The organism is Bradyrhizobium sp. HKCCYLRH2060, assembly GCF_051168135.1.
GTDB lineage: Bacteria > Pseudomonadota > Alphaproteobacteria > Rhizobiales > Xanthobacteraceae > Bradyrhizobium.
Map to the genome: position 1 here is coordinate 58,600 of NZ_JBNPUK010000016.1, position 21,356 is coordinate 79,955.

The window sequence follows — 21,356 nt, forward strand, 5'->3', positions numbered from 1 at the left end:
AAACTCCGTGTCATCAATGCAGGAGCGGCCTGCGCAAGTCGAGGGTCATCGGGAATTCATTTGTGCGTTCTTCCGGCGGCAGCGCGATTCGTCCGGGAGTGTGGCCGTGGTCCTGGAAGCGGGCGAGCCGCCGCGCCTCAGCCTCGTAGGAGTTGATCGGCTTGGTGTCGTAGTTGCGGCCGCCGGGATGGGCGACGTGATAGACGCAGCCGCCGAGCGAACGGCCGTTCCAGGTGTCGATCAGGTCGAAGGTCAGCGGCGCATGCACCGGAATCGTCGGGTGCAGGCCGGAGGCCGGCTGCCACGCCTTGAAGCGCACCGCCGCGACCGCCTCGGCGGATCGCCCGGTCGAGGTCATCGGCATCCTCCTACCATTGCAGGTGATGAGGTGGCGGCCCTCGACAAACCCTTCGGCTTTCACTTGAAGCCGCTCGACCGAGGAATCCACGTAGCGCACGGTGCCGCCCGCGGCGCCCTCCTCGCCCAGCACATGCCAGGGCTCCAGCGCCTGCCGCAGCTCCAGGGTCACGCCGCCATGCTGCACGCGGCCGAAGGTCGGAAAGCGAAATTCGAGCTGCGCCTGGTACCATTCCGGCGAGAAGTCGTAGCCGGACGACCGCAGCTCATCCAGCACATCAAGAAAATCTTCCCAGATGAAGTGAGGCAGCATGAAGCGGTCGTGCAGCGCCGTGCCCCAGCGTACGAACCGGCCATCCTGCGGCTCGCGCCACAATTTGGCGATCAGCGCCCGGATGAGAAGCTGCTGCGCCAGCGACATCCGCGGATCCGGCGGCATTTCCAGCGCGCGGAACTCCACCAGTCCGAGCCGGCCCGTCGGTCCCTCCGGCGAGTACAGCTTGTCGATGCAGATCTCCGAGCGATGGGTGTTGCCGGTGATGTCGACCAGCAGATGCCGGAACAGCCGGTCGACCAGCCACAGCGGCACGCTCTGCCCGACGTGGGGCACGTTGGCGAGCGCGATCTCGAGCTCATAGAGGCTGTCGTGGCGCGCCTCGTCGATTCGCGGAGCCTGGCTGGTCGGCCCGATGAACATGCCGGAGAACAAATAAGACAGCGACGGGTGCCGTTGCCAATACAGGACCAGGCTCTTCAGCAGATCCGGGCGCCGCAGGAACGGCGAATCCGGCGGCGAGCTGCCGCCGACGACGACATGATTGCCGCCGCCGGTGCCGGTGTGGCGGCCGTCGATCAGGAAGCGATTGGCGCCGAGCCTCACCTTCGCCGCGTCCTCATAGAGCCCGAAAGTGATGTCGACCGATTGCCGCCAGCTCGCGGCCGGCTGGATGTTGACCTCGATGACGCCGGGATCGGGTGTCACCTTGATCACCTCGATGCGCGGATCGAACGGCGGGGCATACCCCTCGACGTGAACCTTGATCTGCATCGCCTCGGCCGTCGCTTCGACCGTTGCGACCAGTTCCAGGTAGTCCTCGATGGTTTCGACCGGCGGCATGAACACGCAGAGAATGCCGTCGCGGATCTCGACCGACATCGCGGTGCGGACGCCGAGCCCTCCCCAGTACTGATACTGCACGTCCTGCGGCGACTGTGCACGATCGAGCTTCGGCAGTGGCGGCACCTGCGGCACGATCACCGGGCGTCCCTGCGCGTAGGTCGGCAGCGGCCCGCGCTCCTCCATCGGGTCCTGCTCGTGGATGTACGGGAAATCCTCCGGCGGAATGTGGGCCAGCGAGCCGATCGGCAGCCGCAGGCCGAGCGGCGAGTCGCCGGGAATCAGGAAAAGCCGCTTGCGCCGCAGGCCCCAGCGCTCGCTGCGCCAGCGCCTGGGCTGTGCATTCCAGCGCTGGATCGGCAGCACGAAGCCGCGCGGAATGTGCAGCCCTTCGTCGAACACCCGCGCCATCCGCGCGCGTTCCTCGGGATCGGCGAGCTTGGAGTCGAGCGCATCGACGTTCTCGGGCAGCGCGGCTTCCTTCTGCAGCCAATGCGCGGGATCTTCGAACGCGGGCAGCACGTAGTCCGGCTCGAGCCCGAGCGTCTCGGCGGCCGTATCGAGGAAACGCTCTGCGTCCTGGATCGTCGCCATGCGCGGGCCATCCACGCTGGCGATCAGATCCGGATTGCGCCAGATCGGCTCGCCATCCTTGCGCCAATACAGTCCGAACGCCCAGCGCGGCAGGCTTTCGCCGGGATACCACTTGCCCTGGCCGTAGTGCAGCAGGCCGCCGGGCGCGAAACGCGCGCGCAGACGTCGGATCAGGCTGTCGGCGAGCCCGCGCTTGGCTGGACCGACCGCCGCCGTATTCCACTCCGCCGACTCCATGTCGTCGATCGATACGAAGGTCGGCTCGCCGCCCATCGTGAGGCGCACGTCGTGCGCGGCGAGATCGACATCGACCGCTTCGCCGAGGCGGTCGAGCCGGTCCCACGCCTCATCCGAAAATGGCCGGGTGATCCGCGGCGCTTCGCGGATGCGCCTCACATTCATCTCGAAGTTGAAATCGACCTCGGCAACGCCGGCACTGCCGCTGATCGGCGCGGCCGAGTGATAGTGCGGCGTAGCCGCGACCGGAATGTGCCCCTCGCCCGCGAGCATGCCCGAGGTGACGTCGAAGCCGATCCATCCAGCGCCGGGCAGATAGACCTCGGCCCAGGCATGCAGATCGGTGAAATCATTCTCGACCTCGACCGGTCCCTCGACCGGATCGATGTCGGGACGGAGCTGGATCAAATAGCCGGAGACGAAGCGGGCGGCGAGGCCGAGATGTCGCAGCGTCTGGATCAGCAGCCATGCCGAGTCGCGGCAGGATCCGGCGGCCTGCGACAGCGTCTCCTCCGGCGTTTGAACGCCGGGCTCCATCCGGATGATATAACGAATCTTTTTCTGCAACTGCGCATTGAGTTCGACGAGATAGTTGACCGTGTTGTCCGCGTCACGGGGAATCGACTTCAAGTATTCCGCGAACAACGGCCCCGGCTCGATCGTCTCGAGATAGGGCGCGAGTTCCACCTTGAGGCCGTCCGGATAGGCGAAGGGAAAACTGTCGGCATAAGGCTCGACGAAGAAGTCGAACGGATTGATCACGGTCATCTGCGCCGTGAAGTCGACCTCGATTTTGAGTTCGTTCACCTTCTCGGGGAAAACGTAGCGGGCCAGCCAATTGCCCTGCGGGTCCTGCTGCCAGTTCACGAAATGGTTGGGCGGCGTGACCTTGAGCGAATAGCTCAGCACGGGGGTCCTGGTATGGGGTGCAGGACGCAGGCGGATGGTCTGCGGGCCCAGTTCGACCGGACGATCATATTTGTAATGGGTGACGTGATGTAACGCGACGTAGATTGACACGAGGTTTCGGCGCTCCAGCAACTTTTTTGAGCAGAACATTGCTGTGCTTAGGGATCAAGCACTAACAAAGGGCAAGAGCTGCCTATTGAACTATCCTAAGCCCGAAAGGCGGCATTTGGCGCCGCGCCGTTGGAATGTATTCCCCCTATCAGGTGCCTCCGTTGCACGTACCGGTCGCTTTTCCGGCCGCTGCGCGCCCCAATCGGGGCCGGAACGAAGAACGAGAGAAGAACAAACAACCTATCAGCCGCTCCACGCAGAGTTGTCCACAGGAAGCCGCGGAAGCGCTCACGGAAGATTGACCAGTTCGTCAAAGCAGGGATTAACCCCGAATGATGAACTAACAAGAACTAATAGCGTTGCATTTGCCGCAATCGCTTGATAGCTCGACTACACATGCTATTTAGGACCACCATTGCCAAAAGGAGAATCAAGTGGCGAAGACAGCTAAGAAGGCAGCTACCAAGAAGTTGGCGCGGAAACCCTACACGCCCGCCGACATCAAGCTGCTGAAGCAGCACTCGAAGTCCAAGACCCCGGTTGCCAAGATCGCCAAGGCGATGAAGCGGACCGAAGGCTCGCTCCGCCAGAAGGCTCTGGCGCTCGGCATCGGCCTGGGTCACCAGCGGTAAATTGCTCGGCGCCGCTGTCGCGCGAGCGTCGGCAGGGCCAGCCCATGACGGACTGCCCATAACAGGCTGACCACGACAGCCAGCACATGGCGACGCCCTCACCTGTCATCTGATCTCAGTTGCGATCAAATCTCAGCTAACTTGCGATCTCAGCTGCGATCAGATGCCGGGACATCCGAACCACAGCCCCGATAGGGGCCGTCGAATAGCTGAGTGATCCAGCTACGCTGATCCAGCTACATCGTCGCGCCGAGCACCCAGGGCGCGAACTCGGCCCCGCCGAAATCGAAGCTCTCGCTCTTGGTCGGCTGCCCCGAGGCGGTCTTCAGCATCAGTTCGAAGATGCGCTGGCCGCAGTCCTGAACCGTCTCCTCGCCGTCGAGGATGGTGCCGCAATTGACGTCCATGTCGTCTTCCATCCGCTTGTACATCGGCGTGTTGGTCGCAAGCTTGATGGACGGCGCCGGCTTGCAGCCGAACACGCTGCCGCGGCCGGTGGTGAAGCAGACGAGATTGGCGCCGCCGGCCACCTGCCCCGTCGCCGCGACCGGGTCGTAGCCGGGCGTGTCCATGAACACGAAGCCCTTCTTGGTGACGGCTTCCGCATAATGCAGCACATCGACCAGATTGGTGCTGCCGGCCTTGGCCATCGCGCCGAGCGACTTCTCGAGAATCGTCGTCAGGCCGCCGGCCTTGTTGCCCGGGCTGGGATTGGCGTTCATCTCCGCACCCTCGCGCGCCGTATACTCCTCCCACCAGCGCATCAGGGAAACGAGCTTCTCGCCGACGTCGCGGCTGACCGCGCGGCGCGTCAGCAGATGCTCGGCACCATAGGTCTCCGGTGTCTCCGACAGGATTACTGTGCCACCATGTCGCACGAGCAGATCGCTTGCCGCACCGAGCGCCGGATTGGCCGAGATGCCGGAATAGCCGTCGGATCCACCACATTGAAGGGCGACTGTCAGTTCGCTGGCCGGAACCGTCTCGCGCTTGACCCTGTTGGCGTCGGCGAGCGCTTCCTTCACGAAGCCGATGCCGGCCTCGACGGTCTTGCGGGTGCCGCCGACCTCCTGGATGTCCATGGCGCGCAGGCGGCCGGCGAGCTTCTGCTCCTCCATCAATCCGCCGATCTGATTGGCCTCGCAGCCAAGGCCGAGCACGATCACAGCGGAGAAATTCGCGTGCCGCGCGTAGCCACCCAGGGTTCGCCGCAACAGCTTCAGCGGTTCGTCCAGCGTCATGCCGCAGCCGGTCTTGTGCGTCAGCGCCACCACGCCGTCGACGTTGGGGTAGTCGGCGAGCGGATCGTCGCCAGTGAACGGATTGCGCTTGAACACATCGGCGACCAGGCCCGCGACATGGGCGCTGCAGTTCACCGAGGTCAGAATGCCGATGTAGTTGCGGGTCGCAACCCGGCCATCGGGCCGGCGAATGCCCTCGAACGTCGCCGGAAGATCGAAATTCGGTGTCGGCTTCACGTCGACCCCATAGGCGTAGTCCTTGGCGAAATCGCCCATGCCGCAGTTCTGTGTATGAACATGCTGGCCCGGCGCGATCGGCGCGGTGGCGAAGCCGATGATCTGGCCGTAGCGGCGGATCGGCTCGCCCTGCGCGATCGGACGCACCGCGACCTTGTGACCGGCCGGAATCCGGTCGGTCGTCGTGACCCCCTCGGCGATCGACAGCCCCGGAGGCAGGCTGGCGCGCGCAATCAGGACGCTGTCCTCGGGATGCAGACGAATGACGGGGGGCGGAGCCATGGCTGTCTCTCTCGTATCAGGACGTCGATCGCGAACAAACATGCGAATGGCGAGCGGCGCATAGCGAAAGGAAACGGATCCTCTTCGCTACGCCCTCCTCGCCATTCGCCTTTCTCGTTACGCCTTGCCGCCGGAGTCCTTGCGGGTCTGCGCGACCTGCTGGCGGGCATAGACCTGCATCAGGCCGACCTCGTTCGACAAGGTCACGAGCTTGAAGCCCATGTTGATGGCGCGGACCGCACCCTCGGCGCCGCTGCAATGAATGCCGGGATTGAGCCCGCGTTTGCCGCATTCCTTCACGATCTTCTCATAGATCTTGAGGATCTCCGGCTCGTCGCGATCGAGCTTCGGCACCAGACCATAGGAAAAGCCGAGATCGGAGGGCCCGATATAGACGCCGTCGATGCCTTCGACATCGAGGATGGCCTCCATGTTCTCGACCGCGGTCCTGGTCTCCATCATCGGCAGCAGCACGATCTCGTCGTTGGCCGTCTTCTGATACTCGCCCGCACTGCCATACATGCCCGAACGAATCGGACCGTTGGAGCGCACGCCCTTCGGCGGATATTTTGAGTAGGAAACGAGGTTGCGGGCTTCCTGCGCTGTGTTGACCATCGGGCAGATGACGCCATAGGCACCGCCATCGAGCACCTTGCCGATGATGCCGGGCTCGTTCCACGGCACGCGCACCATCGGCGTGACCGGATGGCCATGCATCGCCTGGAAGCATTGGACCATCGACAGATAGTCCTGCACCCCGTGCTGCATGTCCACGGTGACGCTGTCGAAGCCGCACTGAGCCACGACCTCCGCGGAAAACCCCGAGGGGATCGCGAGCCAGGCATTCACCACCGCCTTGCCTTCGGCCCAGAGCTGCTTGACCTTATTGTTCGCCACGACTGCGTTTCCTTCCCTTGTTGTTCAACCGTTCTGTCTCGTTCAAATTCGTTCTCGCCGATGGCGCAACGCAATGCAATCCCGCTCAATCTGCGCGTGGATCGCTCGCGCCACCGGCGATCACACTGATATCACGATGTCGCCCGCTGAATGCTCGCTTCGCTGACACCCACGTCGCGCGCCGTGTTCACTATTGCCGCCCAGGTGTCGTCGGGCAATGGCACGCCATTGGCCGTACGCTCGGCCCGCATCTTGCGCTCGGGGTCGCCCGGCACCAGCACCTGATCGACGCCGGAGACCGGCTTGGTCGCCCGGATGAAATCCGTATAGCGGGTGATCTCACCGTCGAAGAAGCTCGCCGGATCGACCACCTTCGGGTCGATGTAGATCGCGAGCATGCCGTTGGCGAAGCGCCGGTTTGCCGACGTCGCCCCGGTGCCGGTCAAGGCGCCGCCGAGCAGCTCACAGATAAAGGCGAGCCCGGAGCCCTTGTGCTCGCCGAAAGCGCGGATCGCTCCCGTCCCCTTGGTGTGGTCGCGCGTCCCCTCGGTCTCATAGGGTCCATAGAGCACCGCCGGATCCTCGCTGAGCGTCCCGTCGGCATCGATCAAAGCGCCCTTGGGCAGCTTCTTGCCGCCGCGGCTCGCCACCAGGACCTTGCCCTCGGCCACGATCGAGGTCGCGAAATCGAGCACGATGGGATCCTGCCCCTGGCGCGGGATGCCGACACAATAGGGCGCGGTCGAGAACCGCTTCTCGACGCCGCCATAGGGCGCCACCAGCAGGGAGCCCGCGGCCGTGACGAAATGAATGGACACGAGTCCTTCGGCGGCGGCCATTTCTGCCCAGTCGCCGACGCGGCCGAGATGGCCGGAATTGCGCAGCGCCAGCGCAGCCAGGCCGCTCTTCTTGCAGCGCTCGATGCCGATCCTCACGGCCTGCGGCGTCACCGTCTGGCCGTAGCCGAACTTGCCGTCCACGACCACCAGCGACGGCGTGTCGACCACGATGTCCGCCGTCTGGTTGGGCACGATCGATCCCATCTTCTTCCAGCGGATATAGACGGGCACCCGGATCACACCGTGACTGTCATGCCCGGTGAGATTTGCCGTCGTGAGATAGGTGGCGATCCGCCGCGCCTCCTCAGCAGAGGACTCGGCATGTTCGAAGACGTCGGCGACGAAATCGATGAGGCGGGCAACCTTGATTGTGACCATGACAACTCGCGGGTTCGATCAGCATGCGGACAGAGTTAGCATGGAATGCCATGCCTGCGACGCACGCCATCTCCGCTCGACTGCATCGCTTCTTATCAAAACGCCGAACGGCCTGCCAAGTACGAGACCCCTTCCGTTGCGCCTCGTCCGCGGCATATCAGCCGTCACCGCTGTCGTCGGGGGCGAGATCGCCGCCGATGCTCAACTCGAGCTCGCCAAGCATCTTGTGCAATGCGGCAAGCTTGCGTGTACCGTACCGGCTGGCAATCGATGCGTAGATCGCCTCCGAGCTCGGCGCGACCTGCGCGATCAGCTTCATGCCCTTGCTCGAAATCGACAGCACGCCCCTGCGCATGTCGCGACTATCGACTTCGCGCTGAATCAAGCCACGCGCCTCGAGATCGCGCAGGATGCGGGACAGGCTGGGCCCGAGCAGGAACGCGACCCGCGCCAGCTCGGTCACCTCGATCACGTCGACCGCCGCCAGCGCGCGCAGGATGCGCCATTGCTGCTCGGTCAGGCCGTGCTGCCGCAGATTGGGACGAAACTGCCGCATCACGGCCTCGCGCGCCCGCAACAAGGCCATCGGCAGCGACTGCGAGAAGTCGCGCATCGGCACCTTGCGGGCGTCCTTCGCCGCCGGCCTCGCGACCTTCGCCCTGGTCTCGCTCACATCAATCTCCTGGGGGTCGCCCCGAATATTTGCACTGCAGCAAACGTCCTTTCGGTTTGCCGGCAGAAACTTAACATGTTAATCATCTGCGGCCACCTCTTTTCTGAGCGACAACCATGCCTCTTTCGAGCGACCAGATACATAGCTGCGCGTTACGCCTGGATCAGGCTGAAAAGAGCCGCCACCAGATCAGGCAGTTTTCGCAGGAGTTTCCCGATATCACCATCGCAGATGCCTATGCCATCCAGGAGGCCTGGATCGGCATCAAGGTGGCCGCGGGCCGCGTCATCAAGGGGCACAAGATCGGGTTGACATCGAAGGCGATGCAGAGCGCGCTGAACATCGATGAGCCGGATTCGGGCGTGCTGCTCGACGACATGTTCTTTGCCGATGGCGGGCTGGTGCCGTCCGACCGCTTCATCGCGACGCGGATCGAGGCGGAACTTGCCTTCGTCATGAAGCACCGTCTGTCGGGGCCGGACTGCACGGTGTTCGACGTGCTCAACGCGACCGATTTCGTGGTACCGGCACTGGAAATCCTGGATACGCGGATCGAGCGGGTGGATCCCGCGACCAAGGCGACCCGCAAGATCTTCGATACGATCGCCGACAACGCGGCAAATGCCGGAATCGTGCTCGGCGGCCGGCCGCTGCGGCCGCTCGATACCGACCTGCGCTGGATCGGCGCACTCTGTTATAAGAACGGCCAACTGGAAGAGACCGGCTTGGCCGCCGGCGTGCTGAACAACCCGGCGACGGCCGTTGCCTGGCTCGCCAACAAGATCGCAGCGCGCGGGCTTGCCCTCGAACCAGGCCAGGTCGTTCTGGCCGGCTCCTTCATCCGGCCGATCGAGGCCCGCAAGGGCGACACCATCCAGGCCGACTACGGCCCGTATGGAACGGTGAGCTGTTACTTCACCTGACGCCTGCACCGGAGCGACCGCATCATGCCGCATTTCAGCATCGAATACTCCGCCAATCTCGACGCCTTTGTCGTGATGGCCAACGTCTGCGAGGTGGTCCGTAAGGCCGCCAGTGAGACCGGGATCTTTCCGATCGGCGGCATCCGCGTGCGCGCGATCCGCTGCGAGCATTACGCGATCGCCGACGGCAAGCCCGATGCCGCCTTCCTCGCCATGCTGCTGCGGCTCGGCGAAGGCCGCGACCTCCCGGCACGGCAGAAGGCCGGCGAATACGTCTTCAAGGCGCTCTCGGATTACCTCGATCCCGTCTTCGCCAGCAGCAAGTTCGCGCTGTCCTTCGACATGCAGATCAACGACGCCGCGACCAGCTGGAAACGCAACAACATCCACGACGCCCTGAAAGCGAAGGCATCCCATGGATAAGGCCAATCCCAAAACCGACATTTACAAGTCCAACCTCGACCGCGCGGCTCGCCTGCTCGCGAAGCTGAAGCACGAGGGCATCGGCCATTTCATCGACGGCAAGGTGGTGCCGGCCATCTCGGGCGCAACGTTCGAGACCAAGTCTCCGATCGACAACACCGTGCTCGCGACCGTCGCACGCGGCAATGCCGAGGACATCGACCGCGCGGCGACATCGGCCGCACTTGCCTTCAAATCCTGGCGCGACATGGCGCCGGCGATGCGGCGCAAGCTGCTGCATCGCGTGGCCGATGCGATCGAGGATCATGCCGACGACATCGCGGTGCTCGAATGTATCGATACCGGGCAGGCCTATCGCTTCATGGCCAAGGCCGCGATCCGCGCCGCGGAAAACTTCCGCTTCTTCGCCGACAAATGCACCGAGGCCCGCGACGGCCAGAGCACGCCGAGCGACGAGCACTGGAACATTTCGACCCGGGTGCCGATTGGCCCCGTGGGCGTGATCACCCCGTGGAACACGCCGTTCATGCTGTCGACCTGGAAGATCGCCCCCGCGCTCGCGGCCGGCTGCACGGTCGTGCACAAGCCGGCGGAATGGTCGCCGATCACGGCGCAATGGCTCGCCAAGCTCGCCAAGGACGCCGGCATTCCCGACGGCGTGCTCAACACGGTGCATGGCTTTGGCGAAGAGGCCGGCAAGGCGCTGACCGAGCATCCCGCGATCAAGGCGATCGGCTTCGTCGGCGAGAGCTCGACGGGGTCTGCGATCATGGCGCAGGGAGCACCGACCTTGAAGCGGGTGCATTTCGAGCTCGGCGGCAAGAACCCGGTGATCGTGTTCGACGATGCCGATCTCGACCGCGCGCTCGACGCCGTCGTGTTCATGATCTACTCGCTCAACGGCGAGCGCTGCACGTCGTCCAGCCGCCTGCTGGTGCAGCAGAGCATCGCCGAGACTTTTACGGCCAAGCTCGCCGCGCGCGTGCGTGCGCTGAAAGTGGGTCATCCGCTCGATCCCGCCACCGAGATCGGACCGCTGATCCATGAGCGGCACCTCGCGAAGGTCTGCTCCTATATCGACGTTGCGCGCGAGGATGGCGCGATCATCGCCGTCGGCGGCAAGCGGTTCGACGGCCCGGGCGGCGGCCATTACGTCGAGCCGACGCTGGTGACCGGCGCGCGCCAGACCATGCGCGTGGCGCAGGAAGAAGTGTTCGGGCCGTTCCTCACCGTGATCCCGTTCCGCGACGAGGCCGACGCGATCGCGATCGCCAACGACGTGCAATATGGCCTCACCGGCTATGTCTGGACCGGCGACATGGGCCGCGCGCTGCGCGTCGCCGACGCGCTGGAGGCCGGCATGATCTGGCTGAACTCGGAGAACGTCCGCCACCTGCCGACGCCGTTCGGCGGCATGAAGGCGTCGGGCATCGGCCGCGACGGCGGCGACTATTCGTTCGACTTCTACATGGAGACCAAGCACGTCTCGCTCGCGCGCGGCACCCACAAGATCCAGCGGCTCGGCGTGTAAGGAGAGATGCCCATGACCTCCCCTCGCCTCGCGACCTACTCCGTCAACGGCTCTGTCCGCTATGGACTTGTCACTGACAAAGGTCTTGTCGATCTCTCGGCGCGCTTCGCCAAGGACTATTCGACCTTACGCGAAGTCATCGCGGCGGGCGCCCTGCCGCGGCTGATCGAGACCGCCGGCGGCCTCTCGCCCGATCACGGCCTCGATGCCATCACCTGGCTGCCGCCCATCCCCTCGCCCGAGAAGATCATCTGCATCGGCGTCAACTATCCCGATCGCAACGCCGAATACAAGGATGGCCAGGACGCGCCGAAATATCCGTCGATGTTCATGCGCACGCCGCGCTCCTTCGTCGGCCACGAGACGCCGCTGGTGCGCCCGCGCGCCTCGCTGCAACTGGACTACGAAGGCGAGCTCGTGCTGATCATCGGCAAGGCGGGCCGTCACATTCCCGAGGCCCAGGCGTTGGATCACATCGCGGCGTTGACGCTGTGCAACGAGGGCACCATCCGCGACTGGGTGCGGCATGCCAAGTTCAACGTCACCCAGGGCAAGAACTTCGACTCCACCGGCAGCCTCGGGCCCTGGATCGTGCCCTACACCGACGAAAGCCAGATCGCCGACATCCGGCTGACGACGCACGTCAATGGCGAATTGCGCCAGGACGATCGCACGTCGCGGCTGATGTTCGGCTTCCGCTACCTCATCAACTACATCTCGACCTTCACCACGCTGATGCCCGGTGACGTGATCGTGACGGGCACGCCCACCGGCGCCGGTGCACGGTTCGACCCGCCGCGCTATCTGAAGCCCGGCGACGTCATCGAGATCGAAGCCGAGGGCGTCGGCACCTTGCGCAATGGCGTCGTCGACGAAGCTCTATAAAATCAGCAACGGAATGTCAGCATGACCACCATGACCGGCGGCGAAGCCATCGTCAGCGGGCTCGTCGCCCACGGCGTCGACACCGTGTTCGGCCTTCCTGGGGCGCAGGTCTACGGCCTGTTCGACGCCTTCCACCAGGCGCAGCTCAAGGTCGTCGGCGCCCGCCACGAACAGGCCTGCGGCTACATGGCGTTCGGCTATGCCCGCGCCAGCGGCAGGCCCGGCGTATTCAGCGTCGTTCCCGGACCCGGCGTGCTCAACGCCGGCGCGGCGTTGCTCACCGCCTTCGGCTGCAACGAGCCGGTGCTGTGTCTCACGGGCCAGGTGCCGACGGATTATCTCGGCCGTGGCCGCGGCCATCTGCACGAGATGCCCGACCAGCTCGCCACCTTGCGCACCTTCGTCAAATGGGCGGAGCGGATCGAATATCCTGATAGCGCGCCGACGCTGGTCGCGCGCGCGTTCCAGGAAATGCTGTCGGGGCGACGCGGTCCCACGGCCCTCGAGATGCCGTGGGACGTGTTCACGCAGAAGGCCGAGACAGCGGCTGCCAAGCCGCTGCCGCAGTTCGCGCCGCCGCAGCCCGATCCCGACCGCATCGCCAAGGCCGCCGGACTGATTACCTCTGCGAAAACGCCGATGATCTTCGTCGGCGCCGGCGCGATCGAGGCCCGCGAGGAGATCCTCGAGCTGGCCGAGATGATCGACGCGCCGGTCGTGGCGTTCCGGTCCGGACGCGGCATCGTCTCCAACGCGCATGAGCTCGGGCTCACCATGGCCGCCGCCTACAAGCTCTGGCCGACCACCGACCTGATGATCGGAATCGGCACCCGCATGGAGCTGCCGACCACGTTCCGCTGGCCGTTCAAGCCCGATGGTTTGAAGTCGATCCGCATCGACATCGACCCCGTCGAAATGCGGCGCCTGGTCGTCGATGCCGGCATCGTCGCCGATGCCAAGGCCGGGACGGCCGCGCTCTCGGCGGCCGTCGGCAAGGCGGGCTACCGCAAGACCTCCGGCCGCCGCGCAACCATTCGCGAGGCCAGCGCCGCCACCTTGCAGGAGATCCAGAAGGTGCAGCCGCAGATGGCCTATCTGAACGTGCTGCGCGAGGTGCTGCCGCCGGACGCCATCGTCACCGACGAATTATCGCAGGTCGGTTTCGCCTCCTGGTACGGCTTTCCGGTGTACGAGCCGCGCACCTTCATCACCTCGGGCTATCAGGGCACGCTCGGCGCGGGCTTCCCGACCGCGCTCGGCGCCAAGGTCGCGCATCCCGACAGACCGGTGGTGGCGATCACAGGCGACGGCGGCTTCATGTTCGCGGTGCAGGAGCTGGCGACGGCCGTGCAGTACAATATCGGCGTGGTCACGCTGGTGTTCAACAACAACTCGTATGGCAATGTCCGGCGCGACCAGCGCGAGCGCTTCGACGGCCGCGTCGTGGCCTCCGACCTCGTCAACCCGGATTTCGTCAAGCTCGCGGAGTCCTTCGGCGTGGCCGCGAGCCGCGTCACGGCGCCGGATCAGTTCAAATCAGCGCTGCAGAAGGCGCTCGCGCATGGCGGGCCCTATTTGATCGACGTCGAAGTGCCCCGGGATTCCGAGGTCTCGCCCTGGGCTTTCATTCATCCGGCAAAACCATAGGCCGATCGCGGTGGACGACCGGGCGGTTGCAGGGTCAGGCAGATGCCTGCCGTCCCTGCAACGCTGCCGCGGCCATCACCAGCAGGCCGGCGCCGGCCACGAACCAGCAGGCGACCGGTGCCCATTGCACCAGGGGCGCGTAGTCGGGCAGCTTCTGCAGGCCGCCGGCGACGGCGGCGATCCGCGCGAAGGTCGCCAGCGCCAGCGCCGAGAACACGAGCCCGGTCACCTTGCCCTCGGCGCCCGTCGTCCCGATCGCCAGCGCCGCGGACATCGCGCTCATCATCATGCAGCCCCAGGCGGCACCGGCGATGAACTGCGCCACGATCAGCACCGTCAGCGCACCCGCGAGCTCGGCAAGCACGATCGCAAGCGCACCAAGCAGACCGGCGATTCCCATCACCATGAGCCCGCCGCGATGCTTGACCACCACGCTGGCCGGGAACAGCACGAGGTTGAAGCCGATCCAGAACACCGGCATCAGCCATGAAAGGTCCTCCGGCCTGGCGAAGCGCAGAAAGAAGGCCGAGCTGTTGATGCTGAAATGCAGCTGGTAGCCGAGCGCGAGGATCACCATGGCGCCGATGAACAGCAGCGGCAATCCCCGCAACGGCTTGGGCTCGACCTTCAGTGTGACCTGTTTGGCCGCCGATCCGCCATCCTGCGCGATTCGCGACAGGCCGAGCGCCGTCAGCAGCAGCACGGCCGAGGAGACGATGAAGGGCAGCCGCGGATCATAGTCGCGCAGGACCACGCCGAGATACGGCGACACCGCGCCGGCCACGCCATAGCCGAGCATGACCAGCGCCATCAGGAATGGGATGGTCGGCCGCGCCGCATGGCGCCCGAGCAGGGTCAAGGGTGGCGCCCGCAGCACGGAGGAGGTCAGCGCCCACACCACGATCAGTCCGACGAAGGCGGTCGGACCGGCCGACGCCGCGACGAATGGCAGCGCGACGAACGCGCAGCAGGAGACCGCCGTCACCAGGCCGATGAAGAGGCCGAATCGCGCGGCGATCCTCCCGAACCGGTCCGCGGCGATTCCCATGGCCGTATCCGAGAGCGTGAAGATCGCCTGGTCCAGCATCAGGATCAGAACGACGGCCGAAGGGGCGATGCCGGCCTGCGCCGCGAGCTTGGGCAGATAGATCACATAGGTGGTCCACAGCAGGCTGAAGACCAGTTGCAGCAGCGCCAGATGAAGTCCGAGGCGCGTCGCCCCCGACGCGCGCTCGTCCGAAAGTTCGACAGTGCTCATCGCCCCTCTCCGTGGCGCAGCATAGAGCCAGGGATGCCCATTGCAAAATGAGGAAGGTCACAGAGCGGCCAGGACTAGCGCGCGCGGCGAAACGTCAGGTTGACGCGCTGGCGGCCGAGTTGTGCATGCTCGCCATCGGCGAGCGGCGCGACCCCGTGAAAGGCGAGCCGCGCCGGACCGCCCCACACGACGACGTCGCCATGGACCAGCCGATGGCGCTGCGTCTTGTCGGTGCGTTTCAGACCCCCGAACAGGAACGTCGCCGGCAGCCCGAATGATACCGAGACGATCGGCGCCCCCAGATCCTGCTCGTCGCGATCCTGGTGCAGCGACATCCTCGCGCCCGGCTCGTAGCGGTTGATCAGGCAGGCATCGGGCGCGAAGGCGGCAAAGCCGGCGTCGGTTGCGGCCTGCTCGGCAAGCTGCCGAAACAGCGGCGGCATCGCCGGCCAGGGCTGGCCACTGTCCGGATCGCGGGCATCGTAGCGGTAGCCGCTGCGGTCCGTCACCCAGCCGACCGGGCCGCAATTGGTCATCGCCACCGACATCTGATGGCCACCCGGCGTCACCATGCGGCGGAACGGCGCCTGCGCCGTGATCGCCTCGATGGCAGAGATCAGCTCGGTCTCCTGTGGCCGCGCGAAGCCGCGCAGCAGCATTGCCCCGGGCGCGAGCGGCTCGCGCGCCGGTCCAGCCGCCTCCAGGCCATCGAACAGATCAGCCGTCATCCGCCTCACTTCGCATCGTGAAAGATCACGCCGAGCGTATGCCGCCGGCCTGAGCGCAGCCGGCTGACGCCATGGCGCATGGTGACCCGGTAGCTGCCGCGCGTGCCCTGCACCGGACGCTGGTGGACAGCGAACACCACGGCATCGCCCTGGCGCAACGGCACCACCTCGGCGCGCGACTGCATCCGCGGCCGCTGCTCGGTCAGCACGAACTCGCCGCCGTCGAAATCACGCCCCGGCTCGGATAGGAGAATCGCAACCTGCAGCGGAAACACATGCTCGCCATAGAGATCCTGGTGCAGGCAGTTGTAGTCGCCTTCGACATATTGCAACAGCAGCGGCGTCGGCCTCGTCTGACCGGCAGCATGGCAGCGGGCGAGAAACGCGGTGTGATCGTCGGAATATTGCACGTCGATGCCCATGGTCGCATTCCAGCGATTGGCGACCGGAACCAGGCCGACATAGAGCTGCGGCCGCAGCTTCGCGACCGGCTCCGGCAGCGGATAGCTGAAATATTTGTACTCGCCGCGCCCGAACCCGTGCCGCGCCATCACCACGCGGCTGCGGAAATGCGCGTCATCCGGATAAAGCGCCGCCAGCGCGCGGCATTCATCGGGCGACACCAGCTGCGGCAACACAGCGCAGCCGCTGGCATCGAGATCACGTTCGACCACTGGCCAATCGATCGCATCGATCCCGGTCGCGGCGGGAGAAGCGAGGTCGGGCACTGCGTGCGTGAGTCTGGCCATGCAATTCATCCCAGTTGTCATTCCGGGGCGACGCGCCCGGAATCCATACTCACGATCGTGGTTATGGATTCCGGGCCTGCGCGCAAGGGCGCGGATCCCGGAATGACGAGGATGCGACAGAAGGGGCGCAGCGCCCACCCGTTTCCTGGACATTTTGGCGATATCACGCAGGAAAGACCTGATGAACCAGGACGCATCCCAAGGAACCAATCTTCCGACGATGCCACGTTCCCGCACCCAATGCGTCTTCATCCTGTTCGGCAAAACGATCCTGGCCGTGCTCTCGCTCGCCGTCATGCTGCTGCTCTACGCCGAAGGCTATGTGATCTGGTACTTCGAATATGGCCTCGGCCTGCCCACCGAGAGCCAGCTTGCGGCTCTCCCTACCACAGGCCCGCTCTGTACGACGAAACCGGGAAGCTCCTATGTGCCGCTCTCAGAGATTCCGCACCTGGTCCGGAACGCCGTCGTCGCCTCCCAGGATCGCGACTTCTACGAACGACGGTCGATCGGCCCGCTGGCACGGCTCGCATCCGAGATCGTGGCCGGTCGTCAGCCGGGCAATTCGAGCATCATCCACGCGGTCAGCCGCGATTGTCTCTGGACGCTGGTTCCGGACTGCTGCAAGGGACCGAGCCTGGAATGGCAGCTCGGCACACAGGTCTTCATGGGCCGTATCGAGCGCACGTTCACGCGCGACCGCATCCTCGAGGCCTATCTCAACAATGCCTATTTCGGCCGCGGCGCCTTTGGTGCTGCAGACGCCGCCACGGCGTATTTCGGCAGATCCATCGCCAGCCTCGACATCGGCGAGATCGCCTGGCTCATCACCCGGCTGCGAATTCCGAGGCCTACGCGATACGACCAGGAGCGCCGCGATCGCGTCATCGACACGATGCTGGCGGCCGGCCTGATCGACCAGGCGCAGGCGGCAGCGGCGAAAGCCGTCCAGCCTCCCACCAGCGGCGGCCCGCCACGCAATCCCTGATCACGGCTCGCGTTCGATGCAGTCGCGCGGAACGCAGAAGCTGTGGCCGGTGCAGCGCGAGCCATCGGCGTCGTCGACAGTCATACCGAAGCCGAGCCAGTAATAGCCATGCGCGTCGATCTCACTCACCGCGCATGATTGGCCGAGGAAGCCGCGCATCTCCGCCTGCTCGCTCGCGGGCAGATCATGCAGCAGCCAGTCGGGCAGGCCGAGCAGCCTCACGCGGTCCCCGACCCGGATGTCATCCGACACCGCGCCCTCCTCAGCCCCGCACCGCGCCCTCGATCCCCGCCGCGATCTCCAGCAGCTTGCGGTCGTGGCCGCCGGACTGCGCCAGCATCAGGCCGACGGGCACTTCGCCATGGCGGTGCGCCGGGAGCGAGATGGCGCAGCCGTCGATCATGTTGATGAAGGTGCAGTTGCGCAGCGCACGGACGTTCTCGCGGGCGAAGGCCTGGTCGTCGGCGAGATCGGCGATTTTCGGCGGCGCGTTGGCGGTGGTCGGCATCACCAGCGCGTCGTAGGGCGCGATCCGCGCGGCGGCGCGCGTCACCAGCGAGCGGCGGGCGTTGAGCATCTCGATGTAGTCGGGCACGGTGATCGCCTCGCCGCGCATGATGCGCACCGAGACGCGCGGATCGTAGACGTCGCCCTTTGCCGCCAGCAGGAAGCGGTGCCAGGCATAGCTCTCGGCGGCGGCGAAGCCGCCCTTTGCGCCGATGATGCCGACGTCGAGGAACTCCGGGAATTCGATGCGCGCGATCAGCGCGCCCTGCTTCGCCAGGCTCTCCAGCGCGCGTTCGAACGTAGCGGCCACCTCGGCATCGAGCTCGTCCAGCACGATGGTGGTGGGCACGGCGAGCCGCAGGCCCTTCACCGGGCGTGATGCCAGCGGCCGGATCGGCTCGTCGGCCAGCACGGAATCGAGCACGGCGCAGCACGCCACGGTGTTGGCGAGCGGGCCGAAGCTGTCGAGCGTGGTCGACAGCGGCACGCCGCCGTCGAGTGGCACGCGGGCCTGCGTCGGCTTGTAGCCGACGATGCCGTTGAACGCCGCCGGGATGCGGCAGGAGCCGCCGGTGTCGGTGCCGAGCGCACCATAGGCCATGCGATCGACGATGGAGACCGCGGCGCCCGACGACGAGCCGCCGGGCACGTAGCCAACGTCGCGCTTCCAGGCGCTCTTCGGCGTGCCGTAATGCGGGTTGATGCCGATGCCGGAATAGGCGAACTCGGTCATGTTGGTGCGGCCGATCACGACGAAGCCGGCCCGGCGCAGCCGCGCCACCGCCGGCGCATCGGCCTCGGCCGGCGCGGAATCCTCCAGCGCCCGCGAGCCGGCGCGGGTGACCTGGCCCTTGATGTCGAACAGATCCTTGATCGACACCGGAATGCCGGCGAAGGGCGACGGCCCGGCACTGGCCTTGCGCAGCGCGTCCATGCCATCAGCGGCAGCGAGCGCCGCCTCCTTGTCGACATGGATGAAGGCGCGCTGGCCTTCGCCGGCGGGATCGGCGATCCGGGCCAGACATTCCTCCACGAGCTTACGTGACGACGTGCGGCCGGCGGCGAGATCGTCGGCCAGCGCGGCCAGGGTCGGAATTGAAACGGTCATGGCATCCTATCGCATGTCTGCGGCATCGGCCGCGATGTCCAGATCGAGCAGCGCGGAACTCAGCGACTTGCCGTGCGCATCCAGCGCGAGCGAACGGGTGACCCCGCCGCCGAGCGCCCGGCTCATCACGAAGTTCAGCGCCGCAATGTTGGGCAGCTCATAGCGGACCACCTCGCCCTGGACAATGCCGGCGAAGTGCGCCTTCACCCGCTCCGCCGTGACTTGTGCGAGCAGCAGCGGGTAGTCCCTGGGGTCGTAGGCGATGACCGAGATGTTCGAGGTGTCACCCTTGTCGCCGGTCCTGGAATGGGCGATGTCACGCAGCTTCATCTCGTCTCCGATCATACTCCACGCATCAAAGACCAATTTTCATCAGGCGGCAATTGCCCTCCCAAACACCTCTGCGCCTCCCGGAGGGCCGCATGCGCGGCGTGATGGACCGTTGACGCCTCTCGGTCAAATGGCGCATCACGGATGCAAAGGAGCGGGCGACGGAGCCCGCCGCAGGGAGGATCAACCCGGATGGCCGAGCCGATGCGTGCACGTCCCAAACCGACGCCGGAGACGCAGCATTTCTGGGACGGCACCCGGGCCGGTGAGTTGCGGCTGCAGCGCTGCGACGCCTGCGCCCACGTCTACTTCCCGCCGCGCCCGTTCTGTCCGGCCTGCGCCAGCCGCAAGGTCAGCGTCTTCAAGGCCACGGGCAAAGGCACGCTCTACAGCTACGTCATCAACCATCGTCCCCCTGCGCCCGGCTTCACGCCGCCTTACGCCATTGCCGTCGTGGCGCTCGAAGAGGGCCCGCGCATGATGAGCAACATCACGGGCTGCCCGCAGACGCCGGAGGCGTTGGAGCTCGACATGGCCCTCGAAGTCACATTCGAGACATTGGACGAGCAGATCACCCTGCCCCTGTTCCGGCCGGCGTAAGGATAACGCCATGCGTCGAAACCAGGTTGCCGTGGTCGGCGCGGCCGAGACCACCGAGCTCGGTGTTATCCCGACGATGTCGCAGATCCAGCTGCATGCGGACGCGGCACTGAATGCGATCGCCGATGCCGGGCTGAAGCTGTCGGACATCGACGGCTTCGCCACCGCCGTCGAGACGCCGCAGCAGATCTGCCATTACCTCGGCATCACACCGACCTGGGTCGATGGCACCTCGGTCGGCGGCTGCTCCTTCATGCTGCATGTCCGCCACGCCGCGGCTGCGATCGAAGCCGGCCTGTGCAAGACCGTGCTGATCACCCATGCCGAGAGCGGCAAATCGATGATCGGCAAGCTGCCGCGCTCGATCCCGCCGGACAGCCTGCAGGGCCAGTTCGAGGCGCCGTTCGGCGTCTACGGGCCGCCCAGCATGTTCCCGATCCCCGTGCTGCGCTATATGAAGACCTACGGCATCACCCATGAGCAGTTGGCGATGGTTGCGGTCGTACAGCGCGAATGGGCGGCAAAGAATCCGCGCGCGATGATGAAGGACCCGATCATCGTCGACGACGTCCTGAACTCGCGCATGATCGCCTACCCGTTCCGCCTGCTGCAGTGCTGCCTCGTCACCGATGGCGGCGGCGCGCTGATCCTGACCTCGGCCGATCGAGCCAAGGATTTTCCGCAGAAGCCAGTCTATATTCTCGGCACCGGCGAAAGCGTGGAGACGCCGATGGTCAGCCAGATGGAGACGTTCAATTCGTCGCGTGCCTTCAAGGTCGCGGGCCCCCTCGCCTTCAAGGAGGCCGGCATCGGCCATGCCGACGTCGATCATCTCATGATCTACGACGCGTTCGCGCATCTGCCGCTGTTCGGTCTCGGCGATCTCGGCTTCATGCCGCATGAGGAGACCGGGCCGTTCATCGCCTCCGGACACACGCGGCCAGGCGGCAAGCTGCCGCTCAACACCAATGGCGGCGGCCTGTCCTACATGCATTCGGGCATGTACGGCATGTATGCGCTGCAGGAGAGCGTGCGCCAGATGCGGGGCATCGCGCCGGCGCAGGTGCCGGGAGCCAAGATCTCGGTGTGTCACGGCGTCGGCGGCATGTTCGCCGCATCGGGAACGATCATCTTCACGAACGAGAGATAGCAGCCTCCGTCATTCCGGGGCGCGC

General features: G+C 65.6%; 20 protein-coding genes. 9 read left to right on the top strand and 11 right to left on the bottom strand.

The features are described 5' to 3' along the window. Positions 1 to 13: 13 nt before the first annotated feature. Positions 14 to 3,325 (bottom strand): DUF2126 domain-containing protein, encoded by a 3,312-nt coding sequence (locus ACQR10_RS26425; RefSeq protein WP_316218543.1) that lies wholly within the window; start codon positions 3,323 to 3,325, stop codon positions 14 to 16. 434 nt (positions 3,326 to 3,759) lie between these two features. Here ACQR10_RS26425 and ACQR10_RS26430 point away from each other — a divergent pair, with 434 nt between their 5' ends. Then, a complete protein-coding gene (locus ACQR10_RS26430; RefSeq protein ID WP_008964013.1) occupies positions 3,760 to 3,957 on the top strand; it encodes a hypothetical protein in 198 nt (65 codons plus the stop codon). Positions 3,958 to 4,193: 236 nt separating this feature from the next. Here ACQR10_RS26430 and ACQR10_RS26435 read toward each other — a convergent pair whose 3' ends face one another. The 4 genes from ACQR10_RS26435 to hpaR all read right to left on the bottom strand — a co-directional run bounded on the left by ACQR10_RS26435 (position 4,194) and on the right by hpaR (position 8,444). Next, positions 4,194 to 5,717 (bottom strand): UxaA family hydrolase, encoded by a 1,524-nt coding sequence (locus ACQR10_RS26435; protein WP_316218542.1) that lies wholly within the window; start codon positions 5,715 to 5,717, stop codon positions 4,194 to 4,196. Between the two features lie 117 nt (positions 5,718 to 5,834). After that, on the bottom strand, positions 5,835 to 6,614 hold the full coding sequence (locus tag ACQR10_RS26440) for an HpcH/HpaI aldolase family protein (RefSeq protein ID WP_316183352.1): 780 nt from the start codon (positions 6,612 to 6,614) through the stop codon (positions 5,835 to 5,837). A 131-nt stretch (positions 6,615 to 6,745) separates the two neighbouring features. Further along, a complete protein-coding gene (locus tag ACQR10_RS26445) occupies positions 6,746 to 7,831 on the bottom strand; it encodes a malate/lactate/ureidoglycolate dehydrogenase (protein ID WP_316183351.1) in 1,086 nt (361 codons plus the stop codon). 157 nt (positions 7,832 to 7,988) lie between these two features. Continuing rightward, complete coding sequence (gene hpaR / locus ACQR10_RS26450) at positions 7,989 to 8,444, bottom strand: homoprotocatechuate degradation operon regulator HpaR (RefSeq protein ID WP_409997893.1); 456 nt, start codon at positions 8,442 to 8,444, stop codon at positions 7,989 to 7,991. 176 nt (positions 8,445 to 8,620) lie between these two features. On the opposite strand from hpaR, the gene hpaH reads away from it, so the two are divergent. Genes hpaH through ACQR10_RS26475 form a run of 5 tightly spaced genes read left to right on the top strand, consistent with a single transcriptional unit; the run spans position 8,621 to position 13,913 of the window. Further along, on the top strand, positions 8,621 to 9,427 hold the full coding sequence (hpaH, locus tag ACQR10_RS26455) for a 2-oxo-hept-4-ene-1,7-dioate hydratase (protein ID WP_315801283.1): 807 nt from the start codon (positions 8,621 to 8,623) through the stop codon (positions 9,425 to 9,427). A gap of 24 nt (positions 9,428 to 9,451) precedes the next feature. Next, a complete protein-coding gene (locus tag ACQR10_RS26460; RefSeq protein WP_315801284.1) occupies positions 9,452 to 9,850 on the top strand; it encodes a 5-carboxymethyl-2-hydroxymuconate Delta-isomerase in 399 nt (132 codons plus the stop codon). Next, entirely contained in the window at positions 9,843 to 11,381 is a 1,539-nt protein-coding gene (gene hpaE, locus ACQR10_RS26465) for a 5-carboxymethyl-2-hydroxymuconate semialdehyde dehydrogenase (RefSeq protein ID WP_434912115.1), read from the top strand. Before ACQR10_RS26460 ends, hpaE begins: the two co-directional genes overlap by 8 nt. Positions 11,382 to 11,393: 12 nt before the next feature. Next, positions 11,394 to 12,266: a fumarylacetoacetate hydrolase family protein gene (locus ACQR10_RS26470; protein WP_434912116.1), complete on the top strand. Its 873-nt coding sequence runs from the start codon at positions 11,394 to 11,396 to the stop codon at positions 12,264 to 12,266. A gap of 21 nt (positions 12,267 to 12,287) precedes the next feature. Beyond that, positions 12,288 to 13,913, top strand: a complete 1,626-nt coding sequence (locus ACQR10_RS26475; protein WP_316218540.1) for a thiamine pyrophosphate-dependent enzyme — start codon at positions 12,288 to 12,290, stop codon at positions 13,911 to 13,913. Positions 13,914 to 13,947: 34 nt separating this feature from the next. On the opposite strand, the gene ACQR10_RS26480 is transcribed toward ACQR10_RS26475, so the two are convergent. The 3 genes from ACQR10_RS26480 to ACQR10_RS26490 all read right to left on the bottom strand — a co-directional run bounded on the left by ACQR10_RS26480 (position 13,948) and on the right by ACQR10_RS26490 (position 16,648). After that, positions 13,948 to 15,171: an MFS transporter gene (locus tag ACQR10_RS26480; RefSeq protein WP_315801288.1), complete on the bottom strand. Its 1,224-nt coding sequence runs from the start codon at positions 15,169 to 15,171 to the stop codon at positions 13,948 to 13,950. Positions 15,172 to 15,245: 74 nt separating this feature from the next. Beyond that, positions 15,246 to 15,899, bottom strand: coding sequence for a DNA oxidative demethylase AlkB (gene alkB, locus ACQR10_RS26485; protein WP_315801289.1), 654 nt, complete (start codon positions 15,897 to 15,899; stop codon positions 15,246 to 15,248). Positions 15,900 to 15,904: 5 nt separating this feature from the next. Beyond that, positions 15,905 to 16,648, bottom strand: a complete 744-nt coding sequence (locus tag ACQR10_RS26490; RefSeq protein WP_316218539.1) for a 2OG-Fe(II) oxygenase — start codon at positions 16,646 to 16,648, stop codon at positions 15,905 to 15,907. Positions 16,649 to 16,829: 181 nt separating this feature from the next. Here ACQR10_RS26490 and ACQR10_RS26495 point away from each other — a divergent pair, with 181 nt between their 5' ends. Continuing rightward, positions 16,830 to 17,636: a transglycosylase domain-containing protein gene (locus ACQR10_RS26495; RefSeq protein ID WP_316218538.1), complete on the top strand. Its 807-nt coding sequence runs from the start codon at positions 16,830 to 16,832 to the stop codon at positions 17,634 to 17,636. Here the strand turns inward: ACQR10_RS26495 and ACQR10_RS26500 are convergent, their stop codons facing one another. From ACQR10_RS26500 to ACQR10_RS26510, 3 genes are read right to left on the bottom strand one after another with little or no spacing between them, the layout of a single operon-like run. After that, positions 17,637 to 17,888 carry a hypothetical protein gene (locus ACQR10_RS26500; RefSeq protein ID WP_316218537.1) on the bottom strand — a complete coding sequence of 84 codons (252 nt, stop codon included), beginning with the start codon at positions 17,886 to 17,888 and terminating at the stop codon, positions 17,637 to 17,639. A gap of 10 nt (positions 17,889 to 17,898) precedes the next feature. Next, positions 17,899 to 19,251, bottom strand: a complete 1,353-nt coding sequence (locus ACQR10_RS26505) for an amidase (protein ID WP_316218536.1) — start codon at positions 19,249 to 19,251, stop codon at positions 17,899 to 17,901. A 6-nt stretch (positions 19,252 to 19,257) separates the two neighbouring features. Further along, positions 19,258 to 19,581 carry an AtuA-related protein gene (locus tag ACQR10_RS26510; RefSeq protein ID WP_316218535.1) on the bottom strand — a complete coding sequence of 108 codons (324 nt, stop codon included), beginning with the start codon at positions 19,579 to 19,581 and terminating at the stop codon, positions 19,258 to 19,260. 192 nt (positions 19,582 to 19,773) lie between these two features. Between ACQR10_RS26510 and ACQR10_RS26515 the strand changes: the two genes are divergently transcribed. After that, positions 19,774 to 20,181: a Zn-ribbon domain-containing OB-fold protein gene (locus ACQR10_RS26515; protein ID WP_316218534.1), complete on the top strand. Its 408-nt coding sequence runs from the start codon at positions 19,774 to 19,776 to the stop codon at positions 20,179 to 20,181. 10 nt (positions 20,182 to 20,191) lie between these two features. Then, complete coding sequence (locus ACQR10_RS26520; RefSeq protein WP_316218533.1) at positions 20,192 to 21,331, top strand: thiolase C-terminal domain-containing protein; 1,140 nt, start codon at positions 20,192 to 20,194, stop codon at positions 21,329 to 21,331. Positions 21,332 to 21,356 lie beyond the last annotated feature (25 nt).